The following is a 14,407-nucleotide window of genomic DNA, read 5'->3' on the forward strand; positions in this document are numbered from 1 at the left end:
GCTTATCATCTGGTGCCTAGATCGGCCCATGATTATCGCCTGAGTGTGAAGAAAGATTGGCGATTTTCGGATAAACGGGCAAGACCAGCACTGAAACGTCGTTAATATACGAACCCCGCGTGGTGCAAATGACACGCGGGGTTTCGCGAGGTAAAAAGTTTCGGCTTATTCCGCCGGAACTGCTTTGGCTTCAACACTCAGTGGGTGGCTAAGTTTGTTCAGCATTTCCTTCGGGCAAACCTGCAGGAAGTTGCCTTTTTCCACATCCCAATGCTGAAGAATATCAGCAGCCTTGCGGCTTTGTGATTCAGAAGCGTGACGCATGATAAGTGTTTTTAACTGCTCTTCCCAGTGGTCCACAGTGACCGGGCAAGTGACTAGCGTTTCCCTGTTCATCAGCGCCTCTGCCTTGCCTTCGGGATCATACAGATAGGCCATTCCGCCTGTCATGCCCGCACCAAAGTTGGCTCCGATCGTTCCAAGGATAACAGCGACACCGCCGGTCATGTATTCACACCCGTTGGAACCGCACCCCTCGACAACAACCTTGGCGCCAGAGTTCCGCACCGCGAACCGTTCACCGGCGCGACCGGCGGCAAACAGATACCCATCAGTGGCCCCATAGAGAACCGTATTGCCAATGATCGTATTGTCATCTGCTTTCAGCGGGCTGACCTGCGGTGGGCGCACGACGATCATACCCCCGGACAGGCCCTTACCAACATAGTCATTGGCATCGCCCGACACTTCCAGCTTCAGACCCGGGGCCGCAAAAGCTCCCAGCGATTGCCCGGCAGAGCCTTGCAACTTCACATGCAGATGGTCGTCCTGAAAGGTGTTCCGCATCCCGAAATTCTGCACAATATGGCTGGACACACGGGTTCCAACGGTCCGGTGCGTGTTCTGCACGGCATAAGACAGCTGCATCTTTTCACCATCCTTCAGGAACCGGGCCGCATCACGAACGATTTCGGCGTCCAGCGTATCCGGCACCGCGTTGCGCTCTTTGTCGCGGTTGTAGACGATGTTATGTGCCCCATCGACAGTGATCAGCAGCGGATTGAGGTCCAGATCGTCCAGATTCGCCGATCCCCGGCTGACCTGAGCCAACAGGTCGGCTCGGCCGATGATCTCGTCAACCGAGCGCGCACCGAGGCTGGCCAGCAACTCTCGCACTTCCTGGGCATAGAAAGTGATCAGGTTCACCACTTTATCCGCATTGCCGGTGAACTTGGCGCGCAGGGATTCATCCTGCGTACACACGCCCACCGGACAAGTGTTCGACTGACACTGACGCACCATGATACAACCCATGGCGATCAGCGCGGCGGTACCGATGCCGTATTCCTCGGCCCCCATCATCGCGGCCATGACAATGTCGCGACCGGTACGCAGACCACCGTCGGTCCGCAGGGTGACGCGATCCCGCAGGTTGTTCATCGCAAGAACCTGATGCGCCTCGGTCAGGCCCATCTCCCACGGCAAACCGGCATATTTGATCGAGGTCGCAGGCGACGCGCCTGTACCGCCATTGTGACCCGAAATAAGGATAATATCCGCTTTCGCTTTGGCTACACCGGCAGCAATCGTGCCAACGCCCGAGGACGCTACCAGCTTGACCGTCACCTTGCAGCGCGGGTTGATCTGCTTCAGATCGTAGATCAGCTGCGCCAGATCCTCGATCGAATAGATATCGTGGTGCGGCGGCGGCGAGATCAGCGTCACGCCCTTGGTCGAATGGCGCAGGCGCGCGATCAGGTCGGTGACCTTCATACCTGGCAACTGACCACCTTCGCCGGGTTTTGCACCCTGAGCGACCTTGATCTCAAGCTCTTCACACTGGTTGAGGTATTCCGCAGTCACGCCAAACCGGCCCGAAGCCACCTGTTTGATCTTGGCCGAAGGGTTGTCGCCATTGGGTTCAGGCACGAAATGTGCCGGATCTTCGCCACCTTCGCCACTGTCGGATTTCGCACCGATCCGGTTCATCGCCACGTTCAGTGTTTTATGCGCTTCGGGCGACAATGCACCCAGCGACATACCTGGCGTGACAAAGCGTTTGCGGATCGAGGTGATCGATTCCACCTCTTCGATCGGCACCGGCTTGCCCAACGGTTTGAAATCCATCAGATCGCGCAAATGAATTGGCGGGTTCGACTGCATCTTGGCCGAATACTGTTTCCACAGCTCATACGAAGCCTTGTTGCAGGCCATCTGCATCATGTGCATCGAGGTCGCTTCCCACGCGTGGGTCTCACCTGACTTACGCGCCTTGTAGAAACCACCGATGGGCAGCACATCCAGACCGCTGTTCCAACCCTTGGCATGGATTTCTTCGGCCTTGGCCTGAATACCTTTGATACCGATACCGGAAATCCGGCTGGTCATACCGGGGAAATACTCGGCCACCATGGCACGGCTGAGGCCGACGGCCTCAAAGTTCAGACCACCGCGATAGGACGAAATGACCGAGATGCCCATCTTGGCCATGATCTTCAACAGGCCCTGATCGATCGCCTCGCGATAGCGCGCGACGTTTTCTGTCAGGGTTCCGTCCAGCAAACCGCGGTCGATGCGGTCGGCCAAAGAATCTTCGGCCAGGTAGGCGTTCACCACAGTCGCACCACATCCGATCAGAACGGCAAAGTAATGCGGGTCCACACATTCGGCCGAACGAACGTTCAACGAACAGAAGGTCCGCAAACCCTGACGCGTCAAATGGGAATGCACAGCGCTGGTCGCGAGAATCATTGGTATCGCAATCCGATCCTCGCCCGACCGCATATCAGACAGGACAATATGCCCGGCACCAGATCGCACCGCCTCTTCGGATTCGGCTCTGATACGGGCCAAAGCTTCGCTCAATGCGCCTTGACCAGCCTCGAAGCTACAGTCGATTTCCGCCAGCGGCGCATCAAAGTTCTCAACCAGTTTGTCCCATTGCGCGTTGCCGACAAAGGGGCTTTCCAGAACCACGATCTCGGTCTGGCTGCTGTCTTCGTCCAGCACGTTCTTGAGGTTGGCAAACCGGGTTTTCAGCGACATCACGCGGTATTCACGCAGGCTGTCGATCGGCGGGTTGGTCACCTGGCTGAAGTTCTGACGGAAAAAATGGCTCAGCGGGCGGTATTGTTTTGACAAAACAGCCGAGGGCGTATCATCACCCATGGATGCCAAGGCTTCCTTGCCATCCTCCGCCATCGGAGCAAGGATTTGCTCCAACTCTTCTACCGAGTATCCCGCGGCAATCTGGCGCTTGCGCAACTCGCCACCCACAAAGATCGGAGCTTCGGTCACACCAGCAAGCGTTTCGTCCAGGTCGTTTATCTTGCCCACCCATTCGCCGAATGGAAGCGCGCTGGCCAGTTTGTTCTTGATTTGGGTGTCGCGGTACAGCTTGCCTTTTTTCATGTCGACCGCCAGCATCTGACCCGGCCCCAATGCGCCTTTTTCGGTCACGGTGGCTTCGTTGATCGGCACCATTCCTGCCTCCGACCCTGCGATGACAAGGCCATCGCCAGTCACGACGTACCGCATGGGGCGCAGCCCGTTCCGGTCCAGACCAGCGCAAACCCAGCGTCCATCGGTCATCGCCAGCGCGGCCGGACCATCCCATGGCTCCATCACCGAGTTGCAGTAGGAATACATGTCGCACCACGCTTGCGGCAGCTCGACCGCCTGCTTGGACCAGCTTTCCGGAACCAGCATGGTTTTCGCCATCGGGGCCGACCGCCCCGCACGCACCAACACCTCGAAAACGGAGTCTAATGCGGCGGAATCTGACGAACCACCAGCGATGATCGGCTTGATGTCTTCGGCATAGTCACCAAAAGTTCCGCTAGCCATCCGGATTTCATGGCTTTTCATCCAGTTGACGTTGCCCTTGAGGGTGTTGATCTCGCCGTTATGGGCCAGCATGCGGAATGGTTGTGCCAGCCACCATTGCGGGAAGGTGTTCGTGGAATACCGCTGGTGGTAAATCGCAAACGCCGATTCAAAGCGGTCATCCATCAGATCGGGATAGAATACAGCGACCTGTTCAGCCAGCATCATGCCCTTGTAGATGATCGACCGGCAGGACAGCGACGCAAGATAAAGGCCCGAAATGCCCGACGCCAAGGCCGCTTTTTCGATGCGACGACGGATGACATAGAGTTCGCGCTCAAAAGTTTCTTCGTCCACACCCTTGGAGTTCGAGATCAGGATCTGCTCAATCTCGGGGCGGGTCGCGTTGGCCTTTTCCCCCAGGCAAGTCACATCGACAGGCACGTGTCGCCAGCCATAGATGTAATACCCCATACGCAGAACTTCGCTTTCGACGATGGTCCGGCACCGCTCCTGTGCGCCAAAATCGGTGCGGGGCAGGAAGACCTGACCAACTGCAATCAGTTCATTCAGCTTGGGTTCGTGGCCTGTGCGGCGGATCTGATCATAGAAGAAGGGAACTGGAATCTGCACATGGATGCCCGCGCCGTCGCCGGTCTTGCCATCCGCGTCCACGGCTCCGCGATGCCAGATCGCTTTCAGGGCATCAATCCCGGCATCCACCACCTTGCGAGACCGTTTGCCATCAACGGACACAACAAGGCCCACACCGCACGAAGAATGCTCTTCTGCCTCGGAGTAGAGACCATTTTCGGCCATCCACTTGCGTTTTGCTTCTTCCGCCCGCACCCAATCGGCATCATATTTGGTCATTGGCTGTCTCCTTCGTCAGAGAGGGAATACATGGCTTCGACCTCGGCTTTGGTCATTTGCCGACGTTCGCCTGCGAACGCGTATCCCTCGGGCTTTTTGTCGATATAAAGTTCAAGTTTCAGCGGGTTGCCTGTTGCATTTTCAAACAGGCCAGCCGCCATTTGTGTCTGTCCGTGCATCTCACCCGGTAGCGTGATCCGGTACCAGAGCGAGGATCCGCATTCGTCGCAAAAGGCACGTTCTGCCCAGTCGGACGAGGTAAATGTCTTGACCGGGCCTAGCGCGGCATAGCCTTCTTTCGCCTGAAACGTCACCAGCATCGAACTGGTCCACCGACGGCATTGGTCACAGTGACACGCCCCCAGCGCATCCCGCGCCGGTGTAGCAGTTACAGTGACCGCACCACACATGCATTGGCCTTGAAGTTCCGACATTTCGAACCCTCCTGAAAGCTGGGGTTATTCCGCTGCGACGGCAGTCTTGGCATTAAACCGGTCGATGATCGCGTCGGCGCAGTCGCGCCCGTCACGGATCGCCCATACAACCAGCGAAGCACCGCGCACGATGTCGCCAATTGCGTACACACCTTCCATTTCGGTTTCCCCGGTCTGGAATGCTGCCCGGACCGTTCCCCATCGGGTGACGGGCAAGTCGGGCTGCCCGAACAGCGTTGGCAGGTCTTCGGGCTCAAAACCCAGCGCCTTGATCACCAGATCGGCGTCCTCGACATAATCCGCGCCTTCGATCACTTCGGGGGCCTGGCGACCAGATGCATCGGGTTGCCCCAGGCGCATTTTCTGCACCATCACGCCGGAAACCTTGTCGTCGCCCGTGAACCCCTTGGGTGCACTGAGCCATTCGAATACCACGCCTTCTTCCTCGGCATTCTGTGTCTCGCGCTGCGAACCCGGCATGTTTGCCCGGTCACGACGGTACAGGCATTTGACTGACGTCGCGCCCTGGCGGATCGACGTGCGCACACAATCCATCGCAGTGTCGCCACCACCGATCACGACAACCTTCTTGCCCTCGGCATTCAGCCGTCCGTTGTCGAAATCCTCAACAACGTCACCAAAGCTTTTACGGTTTGATGCGGTCAGGAAATCGATTGCCTTCTCGATCCCGGCAAGACCACTGCCCGGCATGGACAGATCCCGCGACTTGTAAACGCCCGTCGCGATGATGACCGCGTCATGCTTGGCGTGAATTTCCGCGAATTTGGCAGCGTCCACGTCGCAGTTCAAAACGAACTCGACACCGCCGTCAGCCAACAGGTCGTTGCGCCGCTGGACGACTTCTTTTTCAAGCTTGAAGCCCGGAATGCCATACATCAGCAACCCACCCGCACGGTCGTAGCGATCATAGACCGTGACCTGAATACCGGCCCGACGCAGCATGTCTGCCGCGGCAAGACCGCCCGGCCCGCCACCGATGATGCCGACGCTTTCACGGCGCTCTGCCGCAGGGACCACTGGCTTGACCCAGCCTTTTTCCCACGCCGTGTCGGTAATGTACTTTTCGATCGTTCCGATGGTGACCGTTCCATGACCGGATTGTTCGATCACGCAATTTCCTTCGCACAAACGGTCCTGCGGGCAGATGCGGCCGCAAATCTCGGGGAAGGTGTTTGTCGCCTGGCTGGTTTCGTAAGCTTCTTCCAACCGTCCGGTTGCAGTCAGCCGCAACCAGTCGGGAATGTTGTTATGCAGCGGGCAGTGCGATTGGCAGTAAGGCACACCGCACTGACTGCAACGGCTGGCCTGTTCTGCTGCTTTCTCGGCAGCGAATTCTGCATAAATCTCGTTAAAGTCTTCTCTGCGGTCATTGGCGGCACGCTTTTCCGGCATGACGCGGTCGATCTGCACAAATTTCAGCATCGGTTGCTTGGCCACGGGTCAGACTCCATGAATTGGCTTGGTTCGATTTCTTTATGCGATGCGCAAACGGATGAAAAGTCATATATGCTGACCTAATATGAGAATTTTTCGCCCTCCCGCTCGAAATCGACAAATTATGGAGGGAATTTTAGGTACGATCCGGACCTATATGAAGACTTTCCTTTTCCCCACTGCCCTTATAGCCATACACCACAAGAAAATCGTGGCGACAGCACGGCAGGGCAGATGAGTCTTTTCCACCTGATTCTCGTGGCAATCATTCAGGGAATAACTGAGTTTTTGCCCATTTCGTCTTCGGGTCACCTGATCCTGCTGCCGAATTTGTCAGGCCTTCAGGATCAGGGTCAAGCCATAGACATCGCGGTGCACGTCGGAACCCTCGGAGCGGTCGTTCTGTATTTCTGGACGGATGTGAAGCAGGCCCTTGCCGGGTTGCCGCGCGCCTTGACCGGCCGGACAGATACGCCGCAGGCCCGTTTGGCTCTGGGCCTCATCATTGCAACAATTCCAACCGTGATTGCAGGTCTGATCCTGCATCTGACCGGGTTAAGCGAGGCCATGCGTTCGATCGCTGTAATCGGATGGACAATGCTGGGCTTTGGCCTGCTGCTTTATTGGATTGACCAGAAAGGCCCCCAGACGAAAGGGGCGGCCGATTGGGGTGTGCGCGATGCTTTCATCATGGGGCTGTGGCAGGTTCTTGCGCTGATCCCCGGAACATCGCGATCCGGGATCACCATTACAGGAGCACGTCAACTGGGCTATACCCGAGCAGACGGCGCACGGATTGCCATGCTTATGTCAATCCCAACCATTCTGGCCTCAGGCACACTGCTGGCACTGGATGTGATACGCGACGCTGATGCGCAACTGGCACGGGACGGGGCCATTGCCGCGGCATTTGCTTTTGTCTCGGCACTTCTGGCGCTTAGCCTTATGATGCGACTGCTGCGCAGTGTCAGCTTCACGCCCTATGTGATCTACCGCGTCATACTGGGCGCGGCATTGTTGTTCATGGCCTACAGCTGATCAGATACGCAGGTTCTTCGCCGAGTTCTGAATGTCGTCATACTGCCCCGATGGGCGGAATTTCCAAAGATATTCCGGCAGCACCGATTCCAGAGTGGTCGGCGCAATGCCAAGATCCGCAAAGGACTTGGCCCCGTCAGATACCACGTTGTCATGACGCAGATTCCTGACCTGGTCGCGGGTCAGAATGTTGTTCGGGAACAGCTGGAAGCTGACGAATTTCGCAATATCCAGCACGCCCGCCATAATCCGGGCAGCAAAAAACGGAAGACCGACAATGATGCGCCGCCGGTGGATCACTTCAAGCATCTGTTGCATCAGGGCGCGGAAGGTTTTCACTTCCGGCCCGCCAAGCTCGTACACGCCCGGCTCAGCCTGCCCCAGAATACCTTTGACCGCTGCCTGGGCCACGTCGTCCACGTAGACGGGTTGGAATTTGGTCTCAGCACCAACCACCGGCAGGAACGGACCCATGCGGGTCATCCCGGCAAATCGGTTAAAGAACTGATCCTCGGTACCGAAGATCACAGATGGGCGAAGGATCACTACATCCGGCATGTGCTTCAGCACACCCGCCTCGCCCAGCGCTTTGGTCCGGGCATAATCGCTGGCCGCGTTTGCATCTGCACCTATAGCCGAGATATGCACCATTCGACCAATGCCCTGCTGTGCGGCCAAGCGCGCAATACGCTCGGCCCCTTCGGTCTGAACGGCATCAAACGCGTTCTTGCCCAGTTCATTCAGCACACCCACACAGTTCACCACGACATCGGCGCTCTGCATTGCCAGCGCGACCGAGGCGTCATCGCGGATATTGCACAGCACAGGCTCAACCTGTCCCACGGCGCCGTAGGGTTTCACGAACATGGCTTCGTTCGGGCGTCGTACAGCCACCCGCACACGCCACCCCTCTCTCGCCATGCGCCGCGCGATGTAGCGACCGACAAATCCCGATCCGCCATAAATCGTCACCAGTTTCGACATGAGAGGGCTCCTGCTGAGAAATTGCGCCCTAGAACTAACGCCCGCAGGCCAGCCAAACAAGGCACTAATTCGCCGCGCCGGTCATGAAATAATAAGGCCAAAACTTCAGTTCGAAAACCGAACTTAAAAAACTTTCAAAATTCATTCAGAATCCGGTTGACGCCCCACGCCAGTCAGCTTAAACGCCGCTCCACGACACCTGCCCAGGTGGCGGAATTGGTAGACGCGCTAGCTTCAGGTGCTAGTGTCCGTATGGACGTGGAGGTTCGAGTCCTCTCCTGGGCACCATTTCTTCCCAAAGAAAATATGGAAGCAGCCGCCTAATGAGCTGGTGATGTCTGAATCGGTGTCTTATCGCTTCAAATCATCTTTGAAACAGCGGCGATTCTGTCATGACAAGATAAACCGCAATAAAGGTTCTCGTGGCGCTATGTATACCCGCTTGGTTCTGGGTCGCCTATCGCCTCCTGCTTTTGGTAAGCGGCAAAACCAAAGAAGGGTAAAGCAGCGCCGGTATTACGCGCGCTTTTCACTGATCGAGGTTACGCCCAGAACATCCAGCACCCTGGCTTCGATCTGCTCGGCATTCATACCCGCAACGGCATACATATCCGCAGGGCTGGCCTGATTGATGAAGATGTCAGGCAAGACCATCGAGCGGTATTTCAAGCCCCGGTCAAAAACACCCTCATCCGCCAGAAGCTGTGCTACATGGCTGCCAAATCCGCCAACAGCGCCTTCTTCGATGGTGATCAACGCCTCATGATCCGCAGCCAGATCCAGGATAAGGTCCCGATCCAGCGGCTTGGCAAAGCGGGCGTCGGCGATGGTTGGGTTGATGCCTTTGGCGGTCAGAGACTCGGCTGCTTTCTGAACTTCAGCCAGCCGCGTGCCAAAAGACAAAAGTGCGACGCGCGCGCCTTTTCGGATCATGCGGCCTTTGCCGATCTCCAGTACCTCACCGCGTTCGGGCAAGTCCACTCCAACACCTTCGCCGCGCGGATAGCGGAAGGCGATCGGCCCTTCATCATGCGCAACAGCGGTTGCCACCATGTGCATCAATTCCGCCTCATCCGCAGCGGCCATGACGACCATGCCCGGTAGATTGGCCAAATAAGCAATATCGAACGACCCGGCATGGGTGGCACCGTCAGCGCCCACCAAACCTGCGCGATCAATGGCAAACCGAACGGGCAAGCGCTGAATTGCGACGTCATGCACAACCTGGTCGTACCCCCGCTGCAAAAAGGTCGAATACATGGCGCAGAATGGTTTCATCCCCCCTGCCGCCAGCGCCGCTGAGAAGGTCACGCCGTGCTGCTCGGCAATCGCAACATCGAAACAGCGCGACGGGTACCGTTCGGCAAACAGGCCCAACCCGGTGCCATCGGGCATCGCGGCAGTCACTGCGACGATCTTGTCATCGTGCGTGGCCGCATCCACCAGAGCCTTGCCAAAGACAGACGTGTAAGAAGGCGCGTTTGACGGAGCCTTTTTCTGCTCACCCGTGACCACATCGAATTTGGCAGTCGCGTGGCCTTTGTCGCGGGCCTGTTCGGCTGGTGCGTACCCTTTGCCCTTCTTGGTCAAGACGTGGATCAGGATCGGCCCGGTTGCCCGCGCCTTGACGGTGCGCAGAACCGGCAGCAGCTGATCCAGGTCATGCCCATCAATGGGCCCGAGATAGGAAAACCCAAGCTCTTCAAACAGGGTTCCGCCCACGGCCATACCCTTGAGCATTTCCTTGGCGCGCTTGGCCCCTTCGCGGAACGGTTCGGGCAACAGTGAAACAGCGCCTTTGGCGGCCGCCTTCAGATCGTGGAATGGTGCCTCGGCGTAGATTCGGGACAAATAGCTGGACAAGGCACCAACCGGGGGGGCGATGCTCATTTCATTGTCATTCAGAATGACGATCAGGCGTTTCTTCAGGTGACCGGCATTGTTCATCGCCTCAAAGGCCATGCCTGCGGACATCGATCCATCACCGATCACGGCAATCGCGTCGCCCAACCCTTCCGGAGTCACACCGCCCAGATCACGCGCAACGGCAAAACCCAAAGCGGCGCTGATGGACGTACTGGAATGCGCGGCGCCAAACGGGTCATAGGGGCTTTCGCTGCGCTTGGTGAAACCGCTCAAGCCGTCTTTCATACGCAACGTGCGAATGCGGTCGCGCCGTTCGGTCAGGATTTTATGCGGATAGCACTGATGGCCAACATCCCAGATAATCTTGTCGCGCGGCGTGTCGAAAACTGCGTGCAGCGCGGTCGTCAGTTCCACAACGCCCAGACCCGCGCCCAGATGCCCCCCGGTGACAGAAACCGCCGAAATCGTCTCGGCCCGCAATTCCTGCGCGACCTGATGCAGTTGCGCGTCCGAGAACCGCTTGAGATCAGCGGGGCGGTTCACAAGGTCCAGCAGGGGCGTTTTGGGGCGGTCAGACATTTGGCGCGTTCCTGGCTTAGCTGTCCCGGGCAATAACGAAGCGAGCGGCTTCCTTCAAGGTTTCTGCCGTCGGGCCATACCCGTCCAGTGCGGCACAGGCCTGATCAACAAGTTCACTGGCGCGGGTTCTGGCAGCATCCAAACCCAGAAGAGATACGAAAGTGGCCTTTCCCGCATCCGCATCCTTCTGAAGACGTTTGCCTGCCTTTGACGCATCACCTTCAACATCAAGGATGTCGTCTGCAATCTGAAAAGCAAGACCAAGGGCCCGGGCATATTGGCGCAAGGGCTCTGGATCCGCTTTTGCCAGACGCGCACCCGCACAGGCGGACCATTCGATCAAAGCGCCCGTTTTGCCGCCCTGAAGCAGTGTTATCGCATTCAGCGTCAAAGGTTCAGAAGCGGTTTCCGCTGCGATATCAAGCGCCTGCCCCAAAACCATACCTTGCGCACCGCTTGCCCTGGCCAGTGTCAGTGCCAGATCAGCGCGAACGTCTGCATCTCCAACCTCGGGCCGGGTGCACAGTTCAAAGGCCAGTGTCTGCAGCGCGTCCCCGGCAAGTACGGCCGTGCCTTCGTCCCATTTCACATGAACCGTGGGGCGTCCGCGCCGAAGATCGTCGTCATCCATACAAGGCAGATCGTCGTGAACTAGAGAATAGGCGTGAAGGGCCTCGATTGCGGTCGCGGGCCAGATCGCGCGGGACTCGTTGATTTGGTGCAGGCGCGCACTTTCCAGAACCAGAAAGCCGCGCAGCCGTTTACCGCCACGGGTGGCATAGGCCATTGCCCGTGTCACATCCAGATCGGCCAGCGCGCCCATTGTCAGGTCAAAATGATCCTGAAGACACGCCGCGTCCTGCGCCAGTCTTTCCTGAAACATCTACTGACCTTCGACAGGTGTTGTCCCGGTCGGTTGGCCATTCGCGTCCAGAGTGATCGCGGCCACTTTTTCCTCGGCCCGCTTCAACTCGTCCTCGCAACGCTTTTTCAAAGCGGCCCCGCGTTCATACAGCGCAATCGACTGATCCAGCGCCACGTCGCCGCGCTCAAGCTGGCCAACCACGGCCTCAAGCTCTTTCATGGCCTGCTCGAATGTCATCTGTTCAACTGGGGTATCGGTCATCGTGCTGCCTTCATCAGTTCTTCCACATGGGCGCGTGCCGCCTCGGCCAGTGCGTTCAGATCATACCCGCCCTCCAGAGTCGAGACGATACGGCCCTGACACACCTCATCGGCTATCCCGCACAGCTCTGCCGTGATCCAAGCAAAATCGCCGGTCGACCAGTTCAGGTTGGCCAGAGGGTCGTCCTGATGCGCATCGAACCCGGCCGAGATGATGATCAGTTCCGGCCGGAACGCCCGCAAGCGTGGAAAGGCCTGCGTTTCATAGGCGGATCGCATCTCAGCCCCGCCGGTGCCCGGGGCAAGCGGGATGTTCAGAACGTTATCGTAAGCGCCTGTCTCGTCCGGGCGGCCCGATCCTGGCCATAACGGCATCTGCTGGCTCGTGATTACCAGGGCCCGATCTTCATCCCACAGCAGGTCCTGCGTGCCGTTGCCATGATGAACGTCGAAATCGACCACTGCGACCCGCTTCAGCCCGTGGTAATCCAGCGCATGTTTCGCAGCCAGCGCCGCATTGCCAAACAGGCAGAACCCCATAGCTTTCTCGGCTTCGGCGTGGTGCCCCGGTGGGCGAATGGCACAAAAGGCGTTCGGCGCCTCACCGCCCAAAACCAGATCAACGGCCCGTACCGCCGCACCAGCCGCACGATAGGCCGCATCCACGGAACCCGGTGACATGAAGGTGTCCCCGTCGATTTGCGCAAACCCGTCAGTAGGGCGTGACGATCTGATGTCTCGGATATGGCTTTCGGGATGAACACGCAGCAAATCATCGTCTGCCGCCAGTGGAGCGGTCACGCGCTTCAGGTCAAGTCCTTCAAGCGCGTGCAGGATATGCTCCAGCCGCGCCACCTGTTCCGGATGACCTTGCGGTGTGACATGTCCAAGGCAATCGGCATGTGTCAAAAGGGCGGTTTTCATCGGGATCCCATCTTCATCTGGCTAAAATATCCTCGCCGAAGGCTTAAATCGCCGCACAGCGGCTCATTCAATCGGGCGCCAGCATATAGCCCGCGCCCCGGACTGTCTGCAGATACCGGGGCTGTTTCGGGTCCTGTTCGATCTTCCGGCGCAGGCGGGTGATCTGCACGTCCACCGCACGTTCCTGTGCCTGTCCTTTATCCCGGCCCAGATCTTCCACCAGTTTTGCGCGGCTGATTGGCTCACCAGGTTGGGCCGAAAAGATTTTCATCAGCTGGCTTTCGGTCGCGGTCAGGCGGACTGGCCTTTCGCCCTGCCACATTTCACCGCGTTCAATGTCATACCGGATGGGGCCGAGATGCAGGATCTTCGCCGCTGTTTCCTCGGCCGGGGTTTCCGGCATCCGGCGCAGAATCGCATTGATCCGCAGTAGCAGCTCTTTCGGCTCGAAAGGTTTGGCGAGATAATCATCCGCCCCGGCTTCAAGCCCTGCAATCCGATGCTCGGTCTCGCCCTTGGCGGTTAGTAACAGGATCGGCGTCGTATGAGTGTCACGCAGCGACCTGGTCAGACTGACGCCATCTTCGCCCGGCATCATCACATCCATGACGATCATGTCGAAATCCAACCCCGACAGAACCCGCCGCGCATGGGCCGCATCCCGTGCCGCCGTCACCAGAAACCCGTTTCGCATCAGGAACTTCTTGAGTAGATCGCGAATGCGTTCGTCATCATCAACAATCAGCAAATGTGCATCTATTTCGCTCATGATGTCGTATCCCGCAATTTCGTATAGGCATGACGCATATCAGCATCCATCATTGCTTCAAGCACTTTGCGAAACCCGGCCACGGCCTCGGGACCGGCATCCTTGAAGGCCGCGCGCATTCTTGTTCGTTGCGCATCTGACAACGTGGCCTCCAACGTTTCGCCCTTTTCCGTCAGAAATAGATGCCGTTCGCGTTTGTCCACGGTTCCGACCCGGCTTTCCACCAGACCATCCTCGATCAACGTCCGAAGGACCCTGTTCAGAGACTGTTTTGTAACCCCGAGGATCGCCAGCAAGTTGTTCACCGTGGTGCCCGGGGCGCGATTGATAAAATGGATCGCGCGGTGATGGGCGCGGCCATAGGCCATTTCGGACAGGATACGATCGGGATCCGCGGTAAAGCCGCGATAGGCGAAGAACATTGCCTCGATCCCCTGCCGCAATTGTTCATCCGTCAAAAACAACAGGCTTTCGCCCCCATATCGCGGGGCCGGGCGGATTTCGGACATATCATGCCTCATTCGTTACTCGGGTT

General features: G+C 57.9%; 11 protein-coding genes and 1 tRNA gene. 2 read left to right on the plus strand and 10 right to left on the minus strand.

Annotated features, from left to right (window positions below):
* Positions 1–165: 165 nt before the first annotated feature.
* From gltB to ACR0BK_RS13880, 3 genes are read right to left on the minus strand one after another with little or no spacing between them, the layout of a single operon-like run.
* Positions 166–4,698 (minus strand): glutamate synthase large subunit, encoded by a 4,533-nt coding sequence (gene gltB, locus ACR0BK_RS13870; protein ID WP_480555078.1) that lies wholly within the window; start codon positions 4,696–4,698, stop codon positions 166–168.
* Positions 4,695–5,132 (minus strand): GFA family protein, encoded by a 438-nt coding sequence (locus ACR0BK_RS13875; RefSeq protein WP_480474595.1) that lies wholly within the window; start codon positions 5,130–5,132, stop codon positions 4,695–4,697. Before ACR0BK_RS13875 ends, gltB begins: the two co-directional genes overlap by 4 nt.
* A gap of 24 nt (positions 5,133–5,156) precedes the next feature.
* Positions 5,157–6,590 (minus strand): NAD(P)-dependent oxidoreductase, encoded by a 1,434-nt coding sequence (locus ACR0BK_RS13880; RefSeq protein ID WP_480555080.1) that lies wholly within the window; start codon positions 6,588–6,590, stop codon positions 5,157–5,159.
* Between the two features lie 231 nt (positions 6,591–6,821).
* Between ACR0BK_RS13880 and ACR0BK_RS13885 the strand changes: the two genes are divergently transcribed.
* Positions 6,822–7,625, plus strand: coding sequence for an undecaprenyl-diphosphate phosphatase (locus ACR0BK_RS13885; protein WP_480555081.1), 804 nt, complete (start codon positions 6,822–6,824; stop codon positions 7,623–7,625).
* On the opposite strand, the gene ACR0BK_RS13890 is transcribed toward ACR0BK_RS13885, so the two are convergent.
* Positions 7,626–8,609 carry a complex I NDUFA9 subunit family protein gene (locus ACR0BK_RS13890; RefSeq protein WP_480519699.1) on the minus strand — a complete coding sequence of 328 codons (984 nt, stop codon included), beginning with the start codon at positions 8,607–8,609 and terminating at the stop codon, positions 7,626–7,628.
* A gap of 201 nt (positions 8,610–8,810) precedes the next feature.
* On the opposite strand from ACR0BK_RS13890, the gene ACR0BK_RS13895 reads away from it, so the two are divergent.
* Positions 8,811–8,897 (plus strand) — tRNA-Leu (locus ACR0BK_RS13895).
* 228 nt (positions 8,898–9,125) lie between these two features.
* Here the strand turns inward: ACR0BK_RS13895 and dxs are convergent.
* The 6 genes from dxs to ACR0BK_RS13925 form a co-directional block, all read right to left on the minus strand.
* Complete coding sequence (gene dxs / locus ACR0BK_RS13900; protein WP_480555082.1) at positions 9,126–11,054, minus strand: 1-deoxy-D-xylulose-5-phosphate synthase; 1,929 nt, start codon at positions 11,052–11,054, stop codon at positions 9,126–9,128.
* A gap of 16 nt (positions 11,055–11,070) precedes the next feature.
* Positions 11,071–11,937: a polyprenyl synthetase family protein gene (locus ACR0BK_RS13905; protein WP_480555083.1), complete on the minus strand. Its 867-nt coding sequence runs from the start codon at positions 11,935–11,937 to the stop codon at positions 11,071–11,073.
* A complete protein-coding gene (locus ACR0BK_RS13910; protein WP_120634800.1) occupies positions 11,938–12,180 on the minus strand; it encodes an exodeoxyribonuclease VII small subunit in 243 nt (80 codons plus the stop codon).
* Entirely contained in the window at positions 12,177–13,103 is a 927-nt protein-coding gene (locus ACR0BK_RS13915; protein ID WP_480474583.1) for a histone deacetylase family protein, read from the minus strand. Before ACR0BK_RS13915 ends, ACR0BK_RS13910 begins: the two co-directional genes overlap by 4 nt.
* A gap of 67 nt (positions 13,104–13,170) precedes the next feature.
* Positions 13,171–13,872, minus strand: a complete 702-nt coding sequence (locus ACR0BK_RS13920) for a response regulator (protein WP_480474581.1) — start codon at positions 13,870–13,872, stop codon at positions 13,171–13,173.
* The gene (locus tag ACR0BK_RS13925) at positions 13,869–14,381 is read right to left on the minus strand and encodes a MarR family winged helix-turn-helix transcriptional regulator (RefSeq protein WP_480474579.1); all 513 of its coding nucleotides are present in this window, start codon (positions 14,379–14,381) and stop codon (positions 13,869–13,871) included. The genes ACR0BK_RS13920 and ACR0BK_RS13925 overlap by 4 nt, the downstream gene beginning before the upstream one ends.
* Positions 14,382–14,407 lie beyond the last annotated feature (26 nt).

Source organism: Ruegeria sp. AF1, assembly GCF_056542125.1.

Coding starts and splice junctions, on each gene's coding strand:
- gltB (WP_480555078.1), bottom strand. CDS start 4,698: ATGACCAAATATGATGCCGATTGGGTGCGGGCGGAAGAAGCAAAACGC.
- ACR0BK_RS13875 (WP_480474595.1), bottom strand. CDS start 5,132: ATGTCGGAACTTCAAGGCCAATGCATGTGTGGTGCGGTCACTGTAACT.
- ACR0BK_RS13885 (WP_480555081.1), top strand. CDS start 6,822: ATGAGTCTTTTCCACCTGATTCTCGTGGCAATCATTCAGGGAATAACT.
- ACR0BK_RS13890 (WP_480519699.1), bottom strand. CDS start 8,609: ATGTCGAAACTGGTGACGATTTATGGCGGATCGGGATTTGTCGGTCGC.
- dxs (WP_480555082.1), bottom strand. CDS start 11,054: ATGTCTGACCGCCCCAAAACGCCCCTGCTGGACCTTGTGAACCGCCCC.
- ACR0BK_RS13905 (WP_480555083.1), bottom strand. CDS start 11,937: ATGTTTCAGGAAAGACTGGCGCAGGACGCGGCGTGTCTTCAGGATCAT.
- ACR0BK_RS13910 (WP_120634800.1), bottom strand. CDS start 12,180: ATGACCGATACCCCAGTTGAACAGATGACATTCGAGCAGGCCATGAAA.
- ACR0BK_RS13915 (WP_480474583.1), bottom strand. CDS start 13,103: ATGAAAACCGCCCTTTTGACACATGCCGATTGCCTTGGACATGTCACA.
- ACR0BK_RS13920 (WP_480474581.1), bottom strand. CDS start 13,872: ATGAGCGAAATAGATGCACATTTGCTGATTGTTGATGATGACGAACGC.
- ACR0BK_RS13925 (WP_480474579.1), bottom strand. CDS start 14,381: ATGTCCGAAATCCGCCCGGCCCCGCGATATGGGGGCGAAAGCCTGTTG.